General features: G+C 62.8%; 19 protein-coding genes, 1 tRNA gene and 1 pseudogene. 12 read left to right on the top strand and 9 right to left on the bottom strand.

All coding sequences use genetic code 11. The annotated features are described in order from the left end of the window. Positions 1–70: 70 nt before the first annotated feature. Positions 71–571 carry an NUDIX hydrolase gene (locus tag CKW39_RS00875; protein WP_095796312.1) on the bottom strand — a complete coding sequence of 167 codons (501 nt, stop codon included), beginning with the start codon at positions 569–571 and terminating at the stop codon, positions 71–73. A 99-nt stretch (positions 572–670) separates the two neighbouring features. Between CKW39_RS00875 and corA the strand changes: the two genes are divergently transcribed. The 3 genes from corA (at position 671) to CKW39_RS00860 (ending at position 4468) form a co-directional block, all read left to right on the top strand. Next, entirely contained in the window at positions 671–1705 is a 1035-nt protein-coding gene (gene corA, locus CKW39_RS00870; RefSeq protein WP_095796311.1) for a magnesium/cobalt transporter CorA, read from the top strand. Positions 1706–1899: 194 nt separating this feature from the next. Beyond that, on the top strand, positions 1900–3294 hold the full coding sequence (locus CKW39_RS00865; protein WP_095796310.1) for a hypothetical protein: 1395 nt from the start codon (positions 1900–1902) through the stop codon (positions 3292–3294). A 115-nt stretch (positions 3295–3409) separates the two neighbouring features. Further along, complete coding sequence (locus CKW39_RS00860) at positions 3410–4468, top strand: mechanosensitive ion channel family protein (protein ID WP_095796309.1); 1059 nt, start codon at positions 3410–3412, stop codon at positions 4466–4468. A gap of 12 nt (positions 4469–4480) precedes the next feature. On the opposite strand, the gene CKW39_RS00855 is transcribed toward CKW39_RS00860, so the two are convergent. Continuing rightward, on the bottom strand, positions 4481–5266 hold the full coding sequence (locus CKW39_RS00855) for a LysR substrate-binding domain-containing protein (protein ID WP_095796308.1): 786 nt from the start codon (positions 5264–5266) through the stop codon (positions 4481–4483). 84 nt (positions 5267–5350) lie between these two features. Between CKW39_RS00855 and CKW39_RS00850 the strand changes: the two genes are divergently transcribed. Continuing rightward, positions 5351–5423: transfer RNA gene (locus CKW39_RS00850), tRNA-Ala, on the top strand. Positions 5424–5534: 111 nt separating this feature from the next. On the opposite strand, the gene CKW39_RS15225 is transcribed toward CKW39_RS00850, so the two are convergent. Beyond that, complete coding sequence (locus CKW39_RS15225; RefSeq protein ID WP_143469919.1) at positions 5535–5741, bottom strand: hypothetical protein; 207 nt, start codon at positions 5739–5741, stop codon at positions 5535–5537. Then, a complete protein-coding gene (locus tag CKW39_RS15890) occupies positions 5659–6075 on the bottom strand; it encodes an integrase core domain-containing protein (RefSeq protein ID WP_143469925.1) in 417 nt (138 codons plus the stop codon). Before CKW39_RS15890 ends, CKW39_RS15225 begins: the two co-directional genes overlap by 83 nt. On the opposite strand from CKW39_RS15890, the pseudogene CKW39_RS15655 reads away from it, so the two are divergent. The 3 genes and pseudogenes from CKW39_RS15655 to CKW39_RS00830 all read left to right on the top strand — a co-directional run. Then, positions 5988–7063 (top strand): annotated as a pseudogene (locus tag CKW39_RS15655) (IS3 family transposase); the annotation flags it as partial. The gene CKW39_RS15890 and the pseudogene CKW39_RS15655 overlap by 88 nt on opposite strands. A 243-nt stretch (positions 7064–7306) precedes the next feature. Next, positions 7307–8377, top strand: a complete 1071-nt coding sequence (locus tag CKW39_RS00835) for an IS110 family transposase (protein WP_095796305.1) — start codon at positions 7307–7309, stop codon at positions 8375–8377. 28 nt (positions 8378–8405) lie between these two features. After that, entirely contained in the window at positions 8406–9011 is a 606-nt protein-coding gene (locus CKW39_RS00830; RefSeq protein WP_095796304.1) for a helix-turn-helix transcriptional regulator, read from the top strand. Between the two features lie 54 nt (positions 9012–9065). Here CKW39_RS00830 and catC read toward each other — a convergent pair whose 3' ends face one another. From catC to CKW39_RS00810, 4 genes are all read right to left on the bottom strand, one after another. Beyond that, entirely contained in the window at positions 9066–9344 is a 279-nt protein-coding gene (catC, locus tag CKW39_RS00825) for a muconolactone Delta-isomerase (protein WP_095796303.1), read from the bottom strand. Between the two features lie 125 nt (positions 9345–9469). Continuing rightward, positions 9470–10570, bottom strand: coding sequence for a mandelate racemase/muconate lactonizing enzyme family protein (locus CKW39_RS00820; protein ID WP_095796302.1), 1101 nt, complete (start codon positions 10568–10570; stop codon positions 9470–9472). Beyond that, on the bottom strand, positions 10567–11469 hold the full coding sequence (locus CKW39_RS00815) for a LysR substrate-binding domain-containing protein (RefSeq protein WP_095796301.1): 903 nt from the start codon (positions 11467–11469) through the stop codon (positions 10567–10569). Before CKW39_RS00815 ends, CKW39_RS00820 begins: the two co-directional genes overlap by 4 nt. A gap of 125 nt (positions 11470–11594) precedes the next feature. Beyond that, positions 11595–13106: a long-chain fatty acid--CoA ligase gene (locus CKW39_RS00810; protein ID WP_095796300.1), complete on the bottom strand. Its 1512-nt coding sequence runs from the start codon at positions 13104–13106 to the stop codon at positions 11595–11597. A gap of 209 nt (positions 13107–13315) precedes the next feature. On the opposite strand from CKW39_RS00810, the gene CKW39_RS00805 reads away from it, so the two are divergent. After that, a complete protein-coding gene (locus CKW39_RS00805; protein ID WP_254049210.1) occupies positions 13316–13957 on the top strand; it encodes a flavin reductase family protein in 642 nt (213 codons plus the stop codon). Positions 13958–14103: 146 nt separating this feature from the next. Here CKW39_RS00805 and CKW39_RS00800 read toward each other — a convergent pair whose 3' ends face one another. After that, positions 14104–15813, bottom strand: coding sequence for a long-chain-fatty-acid--CoA ligase (locus CKW39_RS00800; protein ID WP_095796630.1), 1710 nt, complete (start codon positions 15811–15813; stop codon positions 14104–14106). Positions 15814–15955: 142 nt separating this feature from the next. On the opposite strand from CKW39_RS00800, the gene CKW39_RS00795 reads away from it, so the two are divergent. The 4 genes from CKW39_RS00795 to CKW39_RS00780 all read left to right on the top strand — a co-directional run bounded on the left by CKW39_RS00795 (position 15956) and on the right by CKW39_RS00780 (position 19970). Continuing rightward, a complete protein-coding gene (locus CKW39_RS00795) occupies positions 15956–16837 on the top strand; it encodes a hypothetical protein (RefSeq protein WP_095796298.1) in 882 nt (293 codons plus the stop codon). A gap of 65 nt (positions 16838–16902) precedes the next feature. Further along, positions 16903–17619 (top strand): response regulator transcription factor, encoded by a 717-nt coding sequence (locus CKW39_RS00790; RefSeq protein WP_095796297.1) that lies wholly within the window; start codon positions 16903–16905, stop codon positions 17617–17619. Positions 17620–17649: 30 nt separating this feature from the next. Next, a complete protein-coding gene (locus CKW39_RS00785; RefSeq protein WP_095796296.1) occupies positions 17650–18957 on the top strand; it encodes a sensor histidine kinase in 1308 nt (435 codons plus the stop codon). After that, a complete protein-coding gene (locus tag CKW39_RS00780; protein WP_095796295.1) occupies positions 18954–19970 on the top strand; it encodes a hypothetical protein in 1017 nt (338 codons plus the stop codon). Before CKW39_RS00785 ends, CKW39_RS00780 begins: the two co-directional genes overlap by 4 nt. The last annotated feature ends 63 nt before the right edge of the window (positions 19971–20033 follow it).

The raw sequence follows: 20033 nt of genomic DNA, 5'->3' as shown, positions 1-20033 counted from the left end.
GGGCTGGTCTTCGTGGCTCCGCGGGTGTTCAGAGGGGCGCCGTGATGAGCGCCCCGGTCTTGGGCAGTGGTCACTCTTCGATGTCCTGCTCGACCACAGTGCTGGGTTGTTCTTCCGGTTGTTCGACCCATCGGCCCAATCCCGCCAGGTGCAAGGCCTGATCCACCAGGTCCAGGCGGTCGAGCTCGTCCAATTCCACCAGGGGGAACCACCGGGTGTCGTCGGAGGATCCGTCTTCTTCAACGGTCAGTTCACCGTCCACCACGTGTGCCGTGTAGAGGACCCGGCATGCGTGGTAATCACGGGGATTGCCGTCCAGTCGTTGCCCCGGAGACATCCACCGGCTGTGCACGCCCAACAGAGTGTCGGTGTTGACCGTGTACCCGGTTTCCTCAAGAACCTCCCGCAACATGGTGGTCTCCGCTTGCTCACCGGGTTCCATGCCACCCCCGGGAAGGGTCCACGCGCCGTCGAAATCGGCGCGCCGCGGATTCCAATGGGTCAACAAAACCTGCTGGTCATGGACGATGAGCGCGTACGCACCCACCCTGGAATCGAAAGCCAAACTCATGGTGACGAGTCTACTGACCGGGAGCGAGCGGCGTCGTACCCGCCGACTCACGTGCCCCGCCGTGGCCGCGAGGAGGAGGTGAGCGGCGATAATGGGCGGGTGAGCATCGTGGACAACGCCATTTATCGCAACGGACAGCGGATCGAGACCCCGACGAATCTGCAGGACACCTACCGGTTACTGCGACAGCTGGACGAGGAATGCGCGACCACGGAGGACGGCCAGAAAGAATCGGTCCTCGCGTGGATCGGGCTGTACCGTCCGAGCGCGGCGGAAGTGAAGTCGCTGGCCGAGCACTTCGAGCTGCACGAGCTGGCTGTGGAGGACACGATCCAGGCTCATCAGCGGCCCAAGATCGAGCGATACGGGGACACACTGTTCACGGTGCTGCGGCCGGCGGTCTACAACGATCACGACGAGACCGTGGACATCGGCGAGATCCACATCTTCACCGGACCCAACTTTGTGATCACGATCCGGCATTCGGAATCCAGTGGCGTCACGCGGGTGCGCAAGCGCGTGGAAGGTGAGGACCAGCTGATCAAGCTGGGCGGGGACGGCGTGCTGTATGCCCTGTTCGACCAGATCGTGGACGACTATTTCCCGGTGCTGGACGGCCTCGAGAACGATATCGACGAGATCGAGGACGCTCTGTTCGCCGGCGAGCACCACGTGTCCCAGCGGATTTACGAGCTGGCCCGCGAAGTCAACGATTTCCACCGCGGGGTGTCGCCCCTGACCGCCGTGATGAATCAGTACTTCGCGGGATTCCAGAAATACGGGACGGACGTGGAACTGCAACACCGTCTGCGCGACGTGCTGGACCACGTGATCATCGTGAACAACAAGCTCGAGTCCATGAAGTCGTCCCTGGCCGATGCCATGACCCTTGATTCCACGCTGACCACGGCGCGGCAAAACGAAGCGGCGATGGAACAGAACGAGCAGATGAAGCGCATCTCGTCCTGGGCGGCCATTCTCTTTGCGCCGTCCATCGTGGGGTCGATCTACGGGATGAACTTCACGCACATGCCCGAATTGGAGTGGCAGTACGGCTACCCCGTGGCGCTGGGCTTGATGCTCGGTGTGGGCGTGGTGCTCTACGTGATCTTCAAGGCCAAGAAGTGGCTCTAGCTCTGTAATCGCTATGCGTCGTGTCAAGCGTGAGTACCGCCTTGACAGTCGGGGCCTTGCGCCCCTCACACTCAGGTCTCTACTCGCAACCCCAATCAAATTGACTGAAACCAGATCTTCATAAATCTCTAGAACCGATCACAAACCCGCCGAGTCCCCCTCGAATTGCCTCTCCGAACCTGTAGAAATAGTTCATGACCGAAGACGAACCCGAATATTTCCTCTTTATTGGCTCGGCCGACAGCGAGTCTGCGACGACCCGCCTTAGAGCGAGTGGTGCCCGGTATCACAAGAAGATGCTGAGCTCAGGTCCGGAGAACTGGTCCAAGATCGTTACACTAGTCAGCTCACCAGATTGTCGGGGCGTGCTCGTCGTCTTGAGGGGTAACGACTACAAAGCAATGATCAGACCCGAATACGAAGAATCAGCCTGGGCGTTATTTGATGCACTGGTCAATCGTCCCCATATCATTCTGGTTCATGAGGCAATTTTTCTAACCGAGGAGCAGCGTACAGCTGCGGACATTCCTGCTTCCAAATATGAAAACACGGTTGATCCAATCCCGGTCTCAGAAGATGACGAGGAATATGAACTATATAGATTGATTCGGGACGAACGTGCCTGGGAAATTTCCGATGATGTGCGCGAACCTGTAAACAAAATGCTCCGTGAACGCCAGCTCAACGTATATCCATATCGAACGAACGTGGAACGTTCTATAATTTCCAGCGGATTCCTAGACGACAATGAGCGGCATCTACTTTTTCGCATATACGTTCCTATCGGTCGGCTCTATGCACAAGAGGCGGAGGGCCTACTAAGCCTCTTCCGTGAGTGGCTTGGGGAGAAAGGCCATAGCGGTGTCCGCCAGGAGGGCTACAGCACCTCCGCAGGCCAGGTCTTCGAATTCTTTAGCGCGGACGGCGAGCCTGAAGGTGGCGTGAACCGCTACTTCGAAGATTTCTCATCATTTCTCGAAGACTGCGTGACCACACCGGAGGCAGCCGTCGCCCAGTTGGTCGCGACTGGCACTGCGCCAGGTGCGGCAGAGAGTCTCGTATCGCGGTTTGCCATACGAGCCCGCAGACTTAGCCTCGACCTCAAACAGCGCAGGGAGGAACGGATGCTGAGCTTAAAACATGAGTTTGAGAATCTTTTCATTGAAACAAACGGTTTTAAAGGCGAAGATTTTGTCACCGTATTAGAACAATGGATCCCCCTCCCGGCCCCTACTGGAATAATCCAGGGCCATAGACCCACCCTAGGGTCTACAGTGACTGTCAACAATTTCAATCCTCAATTCATAGAGGCGGTTGCCGGTTCCGTAGTCCAAAATCTTTCGGGGACGGTTAACCTTAACGCCGAAGCCAAAGATTTACTGGGACTCATCGCGACTTTCGGTGGGTATGAGCGTGCAGAGCTGGAAACCGCAGTGCACGAACTGGAAGACGACGGGGCAAGAGACACCGACCGAGTGGCCGCTCGTGGCCGCCTCAAGCGCTTCTTAGCAGACCTCGGAAACCGCGGGCTCGGGGCGGGTATTGACATCCTGCAAAGGTACCTCGAGCACAAAATTGGAGTTTCGTGATCCAAGAGAACATGGCACCCTCATCTCGAAGCGCGTGGCCAGTTTAGATTCCACTCATCTGAACCGGTTAATGTAGTCCCCGATGGATGAGAGATTGCTTGACTGGCATTTTTGGATGGATGCGCCGTTCCGCGTGCTCCTGATTTTCCTGGGCGCGCTGCTCCTGACCGCCGTGCTGCGGTTGGTGATTCGCAACGTCACCAGGGGCATTGCGCGCGGTTCGCGCTCGCGCATCGTGCGCAAGATCGACAACGGTAAGCCCCGATGGGTTGCCGACGCCGGGCTGGCCTCGGACCGCCAGGCGCAACGAGCCTCCACCGTGGGGTCCGTACTGTCCTCGGTGGCCACGATCGTCATTTGGGCCGTGGCCATCCTGATGATTATTGCGGAGCTCGGTTTCAATATTGCGCCGGTGCTGGCCTCCGCCGGTATCGCCGGTGTTGCCTTGTCTTTCGGCGCGCAATCCTTGGTGAAGGATTACCTGTCCGGAATCTTCATGGTGGCCGAGGACCAGCTGGGCATCGGCGATTCCGTGGACCTGGGCGAAGCCATCGGCACGGTGGAGAGCGTGGGACTGCGCGTGACCCAGGTCCGCGATGTGAAGGGCACCCTGTGGCACGTGCGCAACGGCGAGATCCTGCGCGTGGGCAACCAGTCCCAGGGCTGGGCCCGCTGCGTCCTGGATATCCCGGTCCCCTACGACACCAATATCGACCTGCTCACCGACCTCATCGAGCACGAGGCGCAGCTGTTGCGCGATGACCCGGACATGGGTCCCAACATCATCGATGACCCCGAGGTGTGGGGCGTAGAGAACATCACCGGCGAATCCATCACCGTGCGCCTGGCCGTGAAGACAGCGCCACTGCAGCAGTGGGACGTGGCGCGTGTCTTGCGCGTGCGCATCAAAAAGATGCTCGACCGCGAAGGCCTGCGCTTGCCATTGGTCAATCAGATGGTCGTGCGCAACGACGGCACCGCGGGCGGTTCCACCTCAACCGACGACGACACCCGCACCACGTCCTTCCCATTACCACGAGTTCCGCAGACCGGCCAGCTGCGCACGACCGTGCGCAAGCCGGAGCCAGCCCCGGACACCTCTACGACAGACGGCCGCACCCCGACCAGCGGGGATTCCAGCACCGACTCATCTGAACGCCGCGGAGACGGTTAGTTCCGGGCGTTTCTAGCGTGGGCGGCGTCGTCGGGCATTTTTGCTCGCCGACGCCGCTTTTGCCCCCTTAGGTCCCTTGCCGCCGCGGCGCTGCGGGGCCTTGGGCTGCTGTTTCTGGGACTGCTTCTTTTTCTTGCCCTCTTGATCTTTACTCGGCGGCGTGTCGCGGCCGCTGTTTGCGCTGCGACCACGCACGATGCCCACGAACTGCTGGACCGTGGCCTCATCCTCTTCGCTGAGATCCTGCGGCCACACGAGCACCACGGGGATGGTGGGGGCATCCGTGAGTTCGCGGTAGGTGACGTCCTTGCGGTGGTGCAGGCGGGCCAGCGACATGGGCAGGATGACCGGGCCCACGCCGGCGGCAGTGAGTTCCACGGCCATGCCGGCGTCATCGGTGGCGGGCTTCTCTTGAGGCGTGGATTCAGCCTTCAGCTCGTCGGTGGTCAGTGATTCCGAGACGGTGAGGATGTGGTCCTGGTCCAGTACTGCGACCTGCAGTTCTTCATACAGGGCGACCGCCCGAAAGTTCTGGCGCAGTTCCTCCAAGCTGGGGTCCTGCTCCTCCCAGTCGAGGCGGACGAAGCAGGCTTTGATGTCTCCGTTGGTGAGTGCTTCTCGCCAATCGTCAGCCCGGAATTGCTGTTGGCTGAGGACTGGCTTGTGGCGGCGCTCTTCCCACCGCCGGAACCACTTACCCGGCATGACCCCGGGAACGTAGCCGACGGCAAACTGATCCTCTTCTTCTGGATCATGCGTGTGCGGCTGCGCTGCCTCGGGGAGGTCCGATTCGGTCATGGGACAACACTAATCGGCGCGGGCACTGACTCATGCTCGACGTGCGAAAAATAGGTAGGAGGACTACAGTGATCTCTGTTGCAAGGGGCTTTAGCTCAGTTGGTAGAGCGTTTCGTTCGCAATGAAAAGGTCAGGGGTTCGATTCCCCTAAGCTCCACCCTTGTCCTGAGTCGGGTCATCGTTTACAGATGAGTCGGTAGATGGATGACAGAAGGGTCTTGGAACTTTATGGTTCCGGGGCCCTTTTGTCGTGTCTGGGGGTGGGGGTTCACTGCCGGTGGTGGGGTCGTTGGTAGTTGCTGGTGGGGTTGATGGTGTGTTCGGCGATGATTTCTCCGGTGATGGCGTTGCTGGTGATGACGTGGTTGTCGTGGATGAGCATGAGCACGGGTTCACCGATGTGGGCTCGGCCCATGCCCAGGTGACGTAGTGTCCCGGCGTAGCGCAGGCTGACTTTTCCCCAGGCGTCGATCACGTCGGTGCGGGTGCGCCATTCGGGTGCGCCATTCGGGTGTGGTTTCGGTATTCGGGGTGGCTTTCGGGGTTGCTGCGTAGGCGGTGGCTGGGGTGGTTCGTGCGATGGCCCGGTGGGGTCTGGCGGTGTTGTACCAGATGCGGAATTGGTCCAGGAGTTCTTGAAGTTCGGTGGTGGTGTCAGGGAGCGGTCTGAACCGGCCCGGGTTTGATGCCGCTACTGTTTGAGTCCGGAAGGATGGGCAGTATGCCGAAGAGGATCGATCCCCAGTTGCGCGCGAGGTGCGTGCGTTTGGTGCGTGAGCACCAGCAGGAGTACCCCACCCAGACCGCAGCCGTGATCGCTGTTGCCCGCCAGGAAGGTGTGTCCAAAGAGTCGGTGAGGCGGTGGCTTGCCCAGGCTGAGATCGATGACGGGTCCCGGCCCGGTGTGACCAGCGAGGAATCCGCTGAGGTGAAACGATTGAAAGCTGAGAACCGTCGGCTACGGGAGGACAACGAGATCCTCCGCCGGGCCTCGATTTTCTTCGCGGGGGAGCTCGACCCCCGCAACCGCTGATCCTCGCGTTCATCGACCAGATGAGAGCCGAGGGATTTGCAGTCGAGTCGATCCTGAGAGTCCTGGCCCAGCAGGGCCTGCAGATCGCTGCACGTACCTACCGGTCCTGGAAAAAACCTGCCCGTATAGCTGTCAGGACTGTCACCGATGCTCTGGTCGAGGATAAGATCCGCGATCTCGTCTGGGCCATTGATCAGCTCACGGGGCGCCCCCGGATGACACCGGAGGGCCTGTATGGGCGACGGAAGATGCTCTGCCTTCTCCGCCGCCAACCCGGATTCGCCGCCGCCTCTCGGGGCGCAGTGGACCGGGCGATGCGCACTTTGGGCCTGCAGGGGGTGGTCCGGGCTAAGAAGCTGCGCACCACGATCTCGGCCGCGGATGGGACCCGGGCTGGTGACCTGCTCAATCGCGATTTCACTGCCCCCGCCCCGAACCGGGTGTGGGTCACCGATTTCACCTATGTCCGAACCTGGGCAGGGTTCGCCTATGTCGCGTTCATCGTCGATGTCTTCGCCCAGAAGATCGTGGGCTGGCATGCCGCGACCTGTAAGAACGTGGACCTGGTGATGACACCGCTGCGGATGGGACTGTGGCAGCGAGACCGCGAGAACCACCCCGTGGCCACTGGTGAGCTGATTCACCACAGCGATGCCGGGTCGCAATACACATCCGTGCGGCTGAGCGAGCACCTCGCACTCGAGGGCATCAATCCTTCGGTCGGATCGGTTGGCGATGCCTACGATTGTCAGTCTCTTTCTACCCGGTTCCGCAAGGATTGGGGAGTCCCGGCCGACGCGGTCTGACCCTTGCTTACGATTGGCCCGCAGGGTGCCTTTGCGTTGATCTGTCGACCGTCCGGCCGGGCACGCAGCAAGCGATGCCGCCGGATCGGGCGTGACCTAATAGGAGCCTGGAGCAGCATGTAGAGAGCGTCCCCGTGACAGTCCTGTCCACCCGCCGGCGACAGCGTGAGACCACGCTAACCGTCAAGGGAGACAGGCACGATGAGCACACTCGAAACCATCCACTCCGGGCACGTCGTCATCGGCGTCGATACCCACAAGCACATCCACGTCGCCGCGGTGCTCGACACCATCGGCGGCATCCTCGCTACCCTCACCGTTCCCACCGATACCGGCGGTTTCAAACAGCTTCTCACCTGGGCGGACTCGTTCGGGAAGATCGTCGCGTTCGGCATCGAGGGCACCGGCTCCTACGGCGCCACCCTCACTTCCTTCCTGCGCCGACACGGACACAAGGTCGTCGAAGCAGGACGCCCTGACCGCCGCCAGCGGCGCATGAACGGGAAGTCAGACACCCTCGACGCGGAAAACGCCGCCCGATCCGTGCTCGCGGGCTTCGCGACGGTCATCCCGAAGACCGCGGACAGCAGCGTCGAGATGATCAGGCAGCTTAAAATCGCGCACGATTCGGCGGTGATCGATCGGTCCGCCGCGATGATCTCGATGAAGGCGTTGCTCGTCCACGCCGACGACACACTGCGCCGGGAGACGAACCGGATGACGCCGATCAAGCTCGCTCGCCACCTCGCAGCACTGCGCCCTCGGAACCTCGAGACGCCCTCAGACTCTCTCCGCCATGCGCTGCGCTCCCTGGCCCGCCGATGGCAGCACCTGGACAGCGAAGCCAAGGAACTCCGGGCGTCGATCGAGGCGCTCGTCAATCGCACCGCACCGCAACTGCTGGAGCAGTTCGGCATCGGCGTCGATACCGCAGCCGAGGTCCTGATCGTCGCCGGCGACAATCCCGAGCGGATCCACTCCGAAGCCGCATTCGCGAAGCTCGCCGGTATCAGCCCCGCCCCGACCGGGTCCGGGATGACCAGCGGTCGACATCGCATCAACCATGGTGGGCACCGGCAGCTGAACGCCGCGATCTACCGCACCGTGATCGTCCGGATGAGGTTCCATGAGCCGACCATCGCCTACGTCGCGCGTCGGACCGCTGAAGGCAAGAGCAAGCGAGACATCATCCGTTGCTTGAAGCGCTACGTCATTCGCGAGGTCTACCACCTCATTAAGGTCAACCCCCGCACCGGTGAAATCGCGAGTTGACAACTATAGGAGCGTCAACGCCTTGGTGATGACCAACAAGTTGGAGCGGGCCCAACAGTTCCTGGACGAGTTCGAGGCCATCCACCGTGCCGAACACATTCCGTCGGATCAGGCGCGGCTCAAGTGGGCTCGCGGCCGACTGTTGGCAGCCCAGGGGGATGCGGACACCGCCCGGGATTACTTCGAGGACGCGCTCCACGAACTGCGCACGCTCAACCGCCCGTACCTGCACGCGCGCATCAGCTTTGCCTTCGGCCAGTCCATGCGCCGGGCCGGTAAGCGCCGGTTGGCCTCCTCCGTGTTGCGCGCGGCACGGGATCTCTACGAGATGCTGGGCGCGCACACCTACGTGCAGCGCTGCGACCGCGAACTCAAGGCCACCGGCGTGGACCAGGGCCCGGGTCCGGATCCTGCGGATCCGGTGCTCGCGGCGGTGCAACGCGAACGGGTACAACTCACGCCACAGGAAACCGCGGTGGCCGAGCTCGTGGCCGGTGGTTCCACGAACAAAGAGGTCGCGAGCCAACTGTTCATTGCCGAGAAAACAGTTCAGTACCACCTGACCAGGATTTATACGAAGTTCGGCATTCGCTCCCGCAGCGAGCTTGCCGCGCGCTACCGCGACAACGAGTAATCCCCGCCGCGCACATCCGTAGATGGGCGCAACGGGGATTCCCGTGCGCTGCGGTTACTTGACGTCGGAGGGGTGCTTGGCCAGCGGAATCACGGTGATGTCCATGTACGGGAACAGCGGCAGGTTCTGCAGGATGTCGTGCAGTTCGCCGTTGGACTCCACATCGAAGACCGAGTAGTTGGCGTACTCGCCCACGACGCGCCAGATCTCGGGCCACTTGCCCGAGCGCTGCAGCTCTTGCGAGTAGGCCTTCTCGGTGGCCTTGATCTCGGCGACCTCGTCGGTCGGCAGATCGGTGGGAATGTTGACGTCCATGTGAACCAGGTACTTCACGGTGTTCTCCTCACGTGTTGGGTTGTACTTGTTCGCCCACGACGCCGCTCGGGGACCGATGCGCCGAATGGTTCGGCCTGCGTGCGGGCGGGATTTCGCCGGGCCGCGCGCGGCCCGGCTGAAACTCAGTTGCTGCGGTAGTGCGCGAGCTTGTCCTCGTCAATCGCGGTGCCCACGCCGGGGACGTCGCGGACGAAGATCTTGCCGTCCTCGATACTCAGCGGCTCCGCCAGCAGGTCGTCGGCCATGTCCAAGTAGTTGGACAGCTCACCCGCACGCTTGGAAGTGTGCGCGAACGCGGCACCGAAGGTCACCGAGGCAATCGTGCCCACCTGGGTGTCGATCTGATTGCCCACGTACACGTCAATGCCCATGCCCTGGGCCATGCCCAGGATCTTGGTGGCCTCGGTGAAACCGGACCGCGCGGTCTTGATCGCCAGGAAATTCGCACCACCGGTCAGGATCTCGCGGGCTGCGGTGCCCAGGTCCGGTGCCGATTCGTCCGCGGCGATCGGAATGGGCGAGTTGGTGACCAGGCGACGTCGTCCGAGAATTTCGCGAGCGTCGTCGGGTTCCTCCAAGAACTCCATACCGAGATCCGCGGTCTGTCGCAGCACTTCAGCGGATTCGTTCGCGGACCAGCCACGGTTGGCATCCATGTAGAGGTGCGCCTCAGGGCCGAGGCCCTCGCGCAGCACGCGCGCGGCCTCGATGTCCAGGGAAATGGGGTGGCGGCCCGTCTTGAGCTTGAAAGTGTTGATGCCGTGTGTCTCGCGGAACTCCAGGGCGATCTGCAGCAGCTCCTGCGCCGGCTTGAAACCGAGCATGTGCGAGACGGTCATGTGATCGGTGAAGCCTCCGAGCAGCGACGACACCGGCTGGTTCAGGTACTTGCCAATCACGTCCCACACGGCGATGTCCACCGCACCCTTGGCCGTCTGGTTGTGCACCGTGCGGTCCATGATGGTCTGCATCCGGTCACGGGCAAAGATGTCCAGGCCCGCGAGCTGGGGCGAGAAGATGTCCTCGACCACCGCAACGATGGACTTCTGCGTCTCACCGTAGGTGTACGGACGCGGCGGGGTGTCGGCCACACCCACGATTCCCTCGTCCGTGTGCACGCGCACCAACACGTGATCGGCCTCGTCCACCGAACCCGATGCAAAGTGCAGGGGGTGAATGTAGGGAATGGAATAAGGGACCGCCTCGATGCGGGTGATTTTCATGCTTGGCCTTTCGTGCCAGGGTTTGCCTCGCTGACATCCATCACGAGGTTCACAAAGTTGTGCAACAGGGTGGAGCGGTCTTCCCGACGCCACGCCACCGCAAGCTCACTATCGGGGGAATCTTCGAGGGGCGCGTAGACCACGCCCTCGAGCTGGAAGGAACACACGGCCTGGGGTACCACGGCCACTCCCCCGCCGGCTGCCACGAAGGACAGCATGGTGGAGGTTTCCTTGGCCACCTGACCGATGCGGGGCTGGAAACCGCCGTGGCGACACAGCTCCGAGACCATCCGGTACATCACCGATTCCGGCGGGTAGGTGATGAAGGGCTGTTCCTGTAGTTCGTTGATGGCCACGGGACGTCCGGTGGCCAGCGGGCTGTGCGAAGGCAGGGCCACCACGAGCTTCTCGCGGGCCACGACCCGGTACTCGATTTCCGCCGAAGCCACCGGCGGGCGCAACATGGCGGCGTCCAGGGTGTGATCACGCAGCCCGGCTTCCATGGCGGGGGTGAGCATTTCGCCCTGGAGTGTCATGGACAGCCCGGGCAATGCCTGCTTGACGTGGCGCACGATCTTGGGCATCACGCCGTAGGTGGCCGAACCAGAGAAACCCACGCGCAGCACACCGGTGGCGCCGTTGCCGACCTGGTACACGTCCGCCTTGAGGGTTTCGACCTCGTTGACGATCTTCCGGCCACGGTCCAGCAATTCCTGGCCTGCCGCGGTGAGGTCAACGCGGCGTGTGGTGCGGTCCAGCAGCTTGACGCCCAGTTGTTCCTCGAGTTGCCGGATCTGCTGTGACAGCGGCGGCTGGGCCATGTGCAGCCGCTTGGCCGCGCGACCGAAATGACGTTCTTCGGCCACGGCTATGAAGTAGTTCAGTTGTCGAAGCTCCATGAGGTCCCGCTTCTTCCCGACATTATTTCATTAGAATAGTATCTACAATCGGGCAGATTAGGAACATGTTTCTATAAAATCAACCGCATTTCTGCGGTGCATGCCACACTTTGCCGCAAACCCGCTCAGGTGCGTTCGCGCAAAACGTGCTTCTGGATCTTGCCGGTGGTCGTGCGGGGCAGCTCGTCCACCACGTCGACCGTGGCCGGCAGTTTGTAACTGGCCAGCCGCTCCTTGAGTTGATCCCTGATGTCCTGTCCCGTCAGGTTCGGCACATCCGGGAAGAGCACCACGAAGGCCCTGCCGCTCTCGCCCCACTTCTCGTCCGGAACGCCGATGACCGCAGCCTCCTGCACTCCCGGGACATCCAACAGGGCGTTCTCCACCTCGGCAGGGTACACATTCTCACCGCCGGAAATGTACATGTCCTTGATGCGGTCCTTGATGAACAAGTAACCGTCCTCGTCCTCCACCGCAATGTCACCGGAGTGGTACCAGCCACCCTCCAGGGCCTTAGTGGTTTCCTCCGGCTTGTTCCAGTACCCACTCATCACATTGGGGCCTCGGACAATGACTTCCCCGGGTTGCCCCACTGCCACGGTCTCGCCGAGCGGATCCACGAGCTTGGATTCCGTGAAGAAGTGCTGCCTGCCTGCGGAGCCCAACTTGCTCACACCGTCGCGCGGTTCGAGCATCCGCACCCCGGGAGCGGTCTCGGTCATGCCGAAACCCTGCATCACGGCCACGTCCAACTCGGCCCAGGTGCGCAACATGCGCTCGGGCAGGGGTGATCCTCCGACCATGAACGCGCGCACGGAGGAGAAGTCCGCGGAGTCGAATCCCTCCGCGTGTGACAGCGAATCCAGCATCGCCGGGACCATGAAGGAGGACGTCACCCGGGAATCCTGGATCTCACGCAGCACGTCCGGTGCGCGGAACTGGCGCTGAATGATGATCGTGCCACCCAGCATGAACGTGGGAAGGGCCATCATGTTGAGCCCGGCAATGTGGAACAGCGGCGCTACCGCCAGGTGCACCTCGTCCTGGCGCAGATCCTGGCCGATCAGGGCGTTGACGTATTGGTAGAACAGATTGTTATGGCTCAGCATCGCACCCTTGGGCTTGCCCGTGGTGCCCGAGGTGTACATGATCAGCGCCAGTTCGTCGAGGTCGAGCTGCTCGTCGATGACATCTTCACCGCCGGACTGCAGGAAATCATCGAAGTCCTGCCCTGAGCCGCCCCCGTCCACGCTCAACCACGTGCGCACATCCGTGAGCTCCGATTCCAGTGAGACGGCGTTCTCGCGCTGGTCCTGCCCGAAGGCCACCGTGGTGGCACCGGAGTCGCGCAGGATGTAGTCCACCTCGGCCCGCCGCAATCGAGGATTGATCAGTACCGCCGCGGCACCCAGCAATCCGGCCGCGAAAAAGGTTTCCAGCAGTGACGGGTGATTGAACCCCACGTACGCCACCCGGTCACCGTGCCGCACCCCGGAATCACGCAGCGCGTTGGCCAGCTTGCGCACGCGGAGTTCGAACTCCCGATAGGTCACGGATTGCCCCTCGAACACCAGAACGGTCGCGTCCGGACGGACCATGACGCGGCGGGCGGGCCACGTGCCAATTCCAAGGTTCACGGTTTTCCTCCTCAGCCCCCCGGGGGGAGCGCAGCACTGCGACGGTTGTCACGTGCAAACCATGGAATCGTCAATCGTTGTGAATGTCAATAGTTATTGATCGCACATAATTTGCCCTACCGCGCTCCATAGCCGTTTTGCAGAGCATCGCCGTCCTGTGTTGGCCGCCTTTCTGCAGTACTGCCCAACTGCGTGATGCAATGGAGACCATGACGGATCGGACACCTCAGACCAAGGAAGAGCTCGCCCCGAATGCCAGCGGCTCGTGGGCGAGCATTGTGAAGTCGTTGGTGATCCCCCGCCCCATCGCGTGGATTTCCACGCGCTCGGCCGCAGGCGTGGACAATCTCTCGCCCCACTCGTACTTCATCATGGTGTCTACCGATCCGACCATCATCCAGTTCGTCTCCACCGGGGTGAAGGACACGCTGCGCAACGTCCTGGAGACCCGGGAGTTCGTGGTCAATCACACCCCCGTGGAGCTCTTCGAGAAGATCAATGCCACGGGCACCGACTATCCGCCCGAGATCAGCGAGTTCGACGCCGTGGGTCTCACCCGGGAACCGGCCCGCACGGTTGCCGCCCCGCGGGTCGCGGAATCCCCGGCCAGCATGGAATGCACACTGCACGGCGAACCCCTGAAGGTGGGCAACGGCTACGTGGTCTTCGGCCAGGTCCGCCACGTGGCGGTGGCCGCGCACGCGCTCGGTGAGCGCGGCCCGGACGCACGTGGGCTTGATCCCATCGCCCGCCTGGGTCACGACGAGTGGGCCGGTCTGGGCGACATCCGCTCGATCCGTCGCATTCCCTACGACAGCATCAAGGATCCCGCCGACAGCGATCCCGCCTAACGAGCCACAGGACCCGCAGCTGCGCAGAGGCCGCGTCGGGGCCGAACAAGGAATGGCGACGCCGCCGCGAGAATCTCGCGGCGGCGTCGTCGATCGTGGGTGGCCGGGGCTGCTTGACAGCGTGGACCCGGCCGAGCCCGCCGGACTCAGCGGTCCAGCAACTTCTCGTCAATGATCTGTTCCTTGACCGCGCGGCGCAGGGTCTTACCGAGCATGGTGCGCGGCAGTTCGTCCATGGCCACGATGCGGCGGGGCACCTTGTACCGGGTGACCTTGTCGTAGCAGTGTTCGCGCAGCTCATCCTCGTTGAGGGTGACGCCGGGGGCCAGCATCACGGCGGCCACCACAGATTCGTTGCCGTTGTCGTTGGGGATACCGACCACCGCGGCGTCCTCCACGGAATCATGAAGCTTGAGGGCGGTTTCCACTTCGGTGGGTGCCACGTTGAAGCCACCTGTGATGATGACCTCCTTGATGCGGTCCACCACGCGCAGGAACCCCCGATCGTCCACGGAGACGATGTCGCCGGTACGCAGCCAGCCGTCCTCGGTGAGCAGCTTGGCCGTTTCCTCCGGGCGCTTCCAGTACCCCTGGGTGACCTGGGGCCCCTTGACCCACAACTCGCCTTCCTCGCCCAAGGCCACGTCCTTGCAGGTTTCCGGGTTCACCAGGCGGATGTCGGTGCTGGGGAAGGGGATTCCGATGGAGCCCGCCTCGCGGAGATCGCTCAAGGGATTGCAGGACACCAGGGGCGAGCACTCGGTCAGGCCATAACCCTCGATGAGCATTCCGCCCGTGGCATCCTCCCACGTCTTGACCAGTGGAACCGGCAGGGTCATGGCCCCTGAAACCGCCACACGGATACCGGACAGATCCTTGCCCTGCTCCTGCGCCGCATCCAAAACTTTCTGGTACACCGGCGGCACGGCCGGGAGCACGGTGGGCATGGACTTCCTCATGGCCTTGAGGATCAGGTCTGCGCGCACGGTGGGGAACAGCACGAGCTTGGCACCCAGGGACATGGCGAACGTCATGCCCAGTGTCAGTCCGAACGCGTGAAACAAGGGCAGAACGCCATAGACCACTTCGTGGGACGTGGTGCCGAGCCAGTGCTGGCCCATGACCGCGTTGGATTCAAGATTCCGGTGCGTGAGCATCGCACCCTTGGGGGTGCCCGTGGTGCCCGAGGTGTATTGCAGCACGGCAACATCCGTGGCCGAGGGGCGCCGGTGATCCGCGCGGATGGGATCGGCGCTGATCAACTTGCGCCACGGCACGGTACCGGGAGCGGCCTCGGTGAGTTCTGCCCGTTGCTGCTTGAGCTTCTTGATGGGCAGCTTGAGGGCGGAGCGCATGACCAGGGGCATGGCCGCGGTGATGTCCACGGACACGATGTGCTCGATGTTGAGGTCCTTGGGCATGGACGTGATGCGCGAGGCGATCTTGTCCCACACGACGGCCACGCGAGCGCCGTGGTCCTCGAACTGATGACGGAGTTCGGGTGCGGTGTAGAGCGGATTGTGTTCCACTACGATCGCGCCCAGTCGCATCACCGCGTAGTAAGCCACGATGTGCTGCGGGCAGTTGGGCAAGACGATCGCCACGCGGTCACCGGCCTCCACGCCCATGAGGCGCAGCCCCTCTGCCGCGCGCTGGACCTGGTCGCCCAGTTCCGCATAGGACATGCCCGCACCGAAGAATTCCAGGGCGGTCTTGCCACCGTGGCGCGCCACGGACTTCTCGAGCATGTGGATCAGTGAAGTGTCGGGGAGGTTGAGGTCTCGCGGGACATCGGGGCTGTAGCTCCGGGTCCACGGACGGGTTGCCAAAAAATCTCGGGAGGTCTCGCTAGCCATGGTTTCGAGGTTACCCGTTCCCGTGGTGGCCCTCACGGCCGGTGACTCGTTCACGTTCGGCCAGGTCCCCGCCCGTGACACGACTGAATCGATAGACTTCGCTCAGTTGATACCGCCACTCCCATGGACGAATCGAGCCCCCATGTCGCCATCTTCCGCTTCACGTGACCCTCTGGACAACGGCAACGCACCCTGGACCGATCAGCACACCGCTCCGATCGAGGCCACGGACGCAGAGAAGACCAGGCCACTCCCCCACGCCGACGCCGCCGGGTCCTCCCGTTCCGGCGTGGCCTCCGGCCGGTTGCACCGCCCGGATCCTGAGACAGGGGTCATGGAACCCATCGGCGATGAGCACCTGACCCCGCAGGACGAGCGCGTGATCGCGACCGCCGCGTGGGATTCCGTGCGACCGGCGGTTCCCGCCCAGGGCGCCGGATCCGCCAAGAGGCTGACCACGGAAGACGTGCGAGGCGCGCAGAAGAAGCGTTTCGGCGGCATGCAGTTGCTCCCCGGTCTCTTCGGCTGGCTGGCCGCCCTGTCCGTGAGCGGTGTGCTCCTGGTGGCCTCCGGCCTGTTCGGCCCCCAGTGGGGCGTTGAAACGACCAACGGGATCGGCCGAGCCCTGGACCATGGGCTGCTCAATCCACAGGACTCCGCCGGTTGGTTGGCGCTGGCCGTGTTCGCCGTGGTCGAGTTCCTTGCACTGCTCGCGGGTGGCTACGTGGCCGGCCGCATGGCACGCTTCTCGGGCGTGGCCCAGGGTGTCAGCGTGTGGCTGTGGTCCCTGCTGGCGCGAGCCATTGCGTCCGTGGCCGCGCTGCTCTGGGCCGACACGGTGGGGTTGGCCCCGCACAGCCTGGCCGCGCAGTCCGTGATCGGGCCGATCGTGGGTTGGGGGCTGGTGGCTCTGGCAGCGGTCGTTATCCTTGACCTCGTCGCGGCTATCCTGGGCGGCATGTGGGGCATGCGTTATCACCGTAGAGTCGACGCCTGGACCAATTCGAATGTCATTAACAGCTAGACTCCCATCTGTAGGGGGTTCCGGGGGTCGGGATCACCCTGGGGAGTACTTGGAGGTCTAAGCCCATGCCATCCACTCTTGTCGCCATCGTCGACGATCATGAGGTGGTTCGCGAAGGCGTACGCCTGGTGTCCATGACATCGCAAGCGGACGTCAAACTCGTGGGCTCTTCGGACTCCGTGTCCACCCTGCTGGATCAGTTGGGCCGCGATCCTGAGAACCCGGCACTCACCGCGCACGGGGCGAAAAGGATCGAGTGCGACGTCGTCCTGTTGGACCTTTCGCTCGCGGACCGTTCGCGTTCCGCGAGCAATGTGGAACGCCTCCGCAGTGCGGGAATGAAGGTGCTGATCTTCAGCATTGGTGAGAACGCCGCGCTGATCCGGGAGTCGTTGCGCGCCGGCGCACTGGGACTGGTCCGTAAGTCGGAACCGCTCGAGCACGCCATCGAAGAAGCACGCAACATCGCTGACGGCAAGCCGGTGATCACCAAGGAACTGGCCGCCGCGATCGACGGTGACGTGGAGTTCTCCCGCGCTGCTCTGTCCCCGCGCGAACAGGAGACGCTTCGCTTGTACGCCTCCGGTTTCGCCCAGGTTCAGGTGGCCCGCCGCATGGGGATCAAGCAGTCCGCTGTGAAGACAAACATCGACCGCATCCGTGAGAAGTACGCGCGTATCGGCCGACCCGCTCCCACCAAGATCGATCTGCGTATCCGCGCCATCGAAGACGGTCTGGTCGAGCCGGAAGCGGACATCACCACCGCAGAAAAGCACTTGTAGCGATCCCGCGCCGTTGACCCAAGGTGCGGAATGAACAAACACGTCGCCCCCCGATCGAGCCGTAGTGGAACCTACCGTAAAGTTCCCACTCGACTCCGGCGGAAAAAGTTCTTAGCCACCACGTCCCCCCAAGAACTCGGTCTCAATTCGTACCGTGCCTACTGGCTGTGGATGATCGGCATCGCGATACTTGCGGTGTCCCTGTTCGTCGAGGCGCTGCCCATTCTGCAGCAGCAACAAGCCGCTTTCGCCCCCTGGTACACCGTGTTCCTGGCGGCGATCCTGGTGATCTCCGCCTTGCTCGTGGTGTTCGGCATCATGCATTCGGCCCAACCGTGGATCCTGCTCACGCTGGCAGCGGTGGTGGGTTTAGGCGTCTTGACCATGCCCCTGGCCTGGAAAGGCGGGGTTTTGCTGCAGTACCCCTGGATCAGTGGGTTCATCATTGTGAGCCTGATCAGTATCGCGCTGGCCTGGAGCCCCTGGGCCGCACTGGTGTACCAGCTGTGCATCGAACTGGCCTACGGGCTGATCATGGCCCAGTTGATCCCCGTGGATTCGCGCTCCGAATCGCTGGGAACCGTGATGTTCCTCCGGATCTGCTACGGGCTCATCTCGATCCTGGTGGTCGTGATCTCCAAACGGGCTGTGGAGAATCTGGATCAGGACTACACGGAGGCGCTCTCCGAGGAGCTGGCTCTCACGCGTAGCCGCTCCGAAACCGCGGACCAGGAACGTATGGACCGGTTGATCCACGACAACGTGATGGCCGCTCTTCTGGACGCCTCACGCGCGGAAGGGCCCCTGGCCAAACGCACCCGCGAGCTGGCCTCCCGTGCGCTGGAAGTCCTTGACGACGAGAACGATCGGTTGTCGGGCAAGACCACCACCATGGTGCACGTGCTCATGGACGAGCTCATGGAATCGCTGTCGCCGTGGCGCTCACGCGTGCGGTTCAGCAATCTTCGCTCCCACATCCGCCCCGTGGGTGAGCCCCGAGTGTTCGTCCCGACGTTCGTGGCCCAGGGACTCACCCAGGCCATCACCGAGGCGGTCTCCAACAGTGCCCGGCACTCCGGCACCGAGGTGACCTACGTGTCCATGGACGGTGGCCAGTGCCCGCCGACCCCCATCAACCCCGAAGGTTTCTACCTGCGTTTCACGATTCGTGACGAGGGCCGCGGCTTCGCTCTCCACGACGTGGACACCCAACGCCTAGGGGTTCGGGTGTCCATCGTGGAGAACATCGAAACGGTCGGCGGGGACGTCGAACTGCGGTCCTCCCCCGGCCGTGGAACCGCCGTGATCCTCACGTGGCCCAAGGACGCGCTGTCATGAACAGTGCCGGGATCAGTCCGAAATTTCTGACCGTGCTGGCCCTCTTGGGTTTTGGCGTCTCCTTCGTCATCGGCGTCACGAAGGTGGATTCGGCCAGGGACCCGGACGCGATGGTTCTCTCCCTGGTGTTCTACGCGGGGGCAGCGTTGATCGTAGCGGTCCCACGGTGGGCCACCCAACAGATGCCTCTGCTGTCCACAATGGCCGCCGTACTGTTGTTCATGCTTGCCGCAGAGCAGGGGTACAAAGCAACCGTTGCGGTACCCATTGCCGGGCAAATGCCCTGGTTCGCCATGGGTTTCACGGTCATGATCTTTGCATTGTGTCTGCGGCAGCGGTTCTGGTGGGCGGTGTTGCTGTGGGTGGTCATCACGATTATGTCCCTCCGACGGTGGATCGTGGTCCGTGACAGTGTGGTCCCCACGGAGAGCTACACGGTCATGGCCCTGGGTCTGTTCGTCGCGACCTGGGTGGGTTACCAGGAGTTCTTACGGTTCAACCAACGGAAGCGGGAGATCCGCCGCATGCTGCTCACCGCCCGCAGTAATGACGAGGCCGAGCAGGACTCCAAGAATGCCTCGTACCAGCGGGTGCAGGACGTTCGCCGGCTCGCGGGTGGCCTGCTCGAGCGGATAGCTCACGATCCTTCCGAAGTGACCGAGTACGACATCAACCAGTTCCGACTCACCGAGGCGCAATTGCGGGACACCATTCGCGGTCGTTCCATTGCCACGCCCTACATCCTGGAAATCACCCGCACCGCCCGCGATCGGGGTGTGCGGGTGGACATCCTGGACGAGCGCGGCCACCCCCTGCCTCCCAAGGTCATGGCGGCCACCACCGAGCAGGTGGCCGAGGTCCTCAACCACGCCCAGTGCGGTGTGGTCACGATCCGAGCGTTCCCCAAGGGCGATCCCACCGCGGTGTTCATCGTGCACGACAATGATGACGAAGATGAAGATCCGATTGCGATCGAGATCGCTGACGTCACCGGCGAGGTCTCGCGCTTCTAGCACCGCCGACGACGCCGCGCAGGCTACGCGCGTCGCTCACCCATCCGTGCGACGTCGGCATAA

Origin of the sequence: Kocuria sp. WRN011 (assembly GCF_002295155.1) — a bacterium.
GTDB classification, from domain to species: domain Bacteria; phylum Actinomycetota; class Actinomycetes; order Actinomycetales; family Micrococcaceae; genus Kocuria; species Kocuria carniphila.
This window is presented reverse-complemented; position numbering and strand designations above follow the sequence as displayed.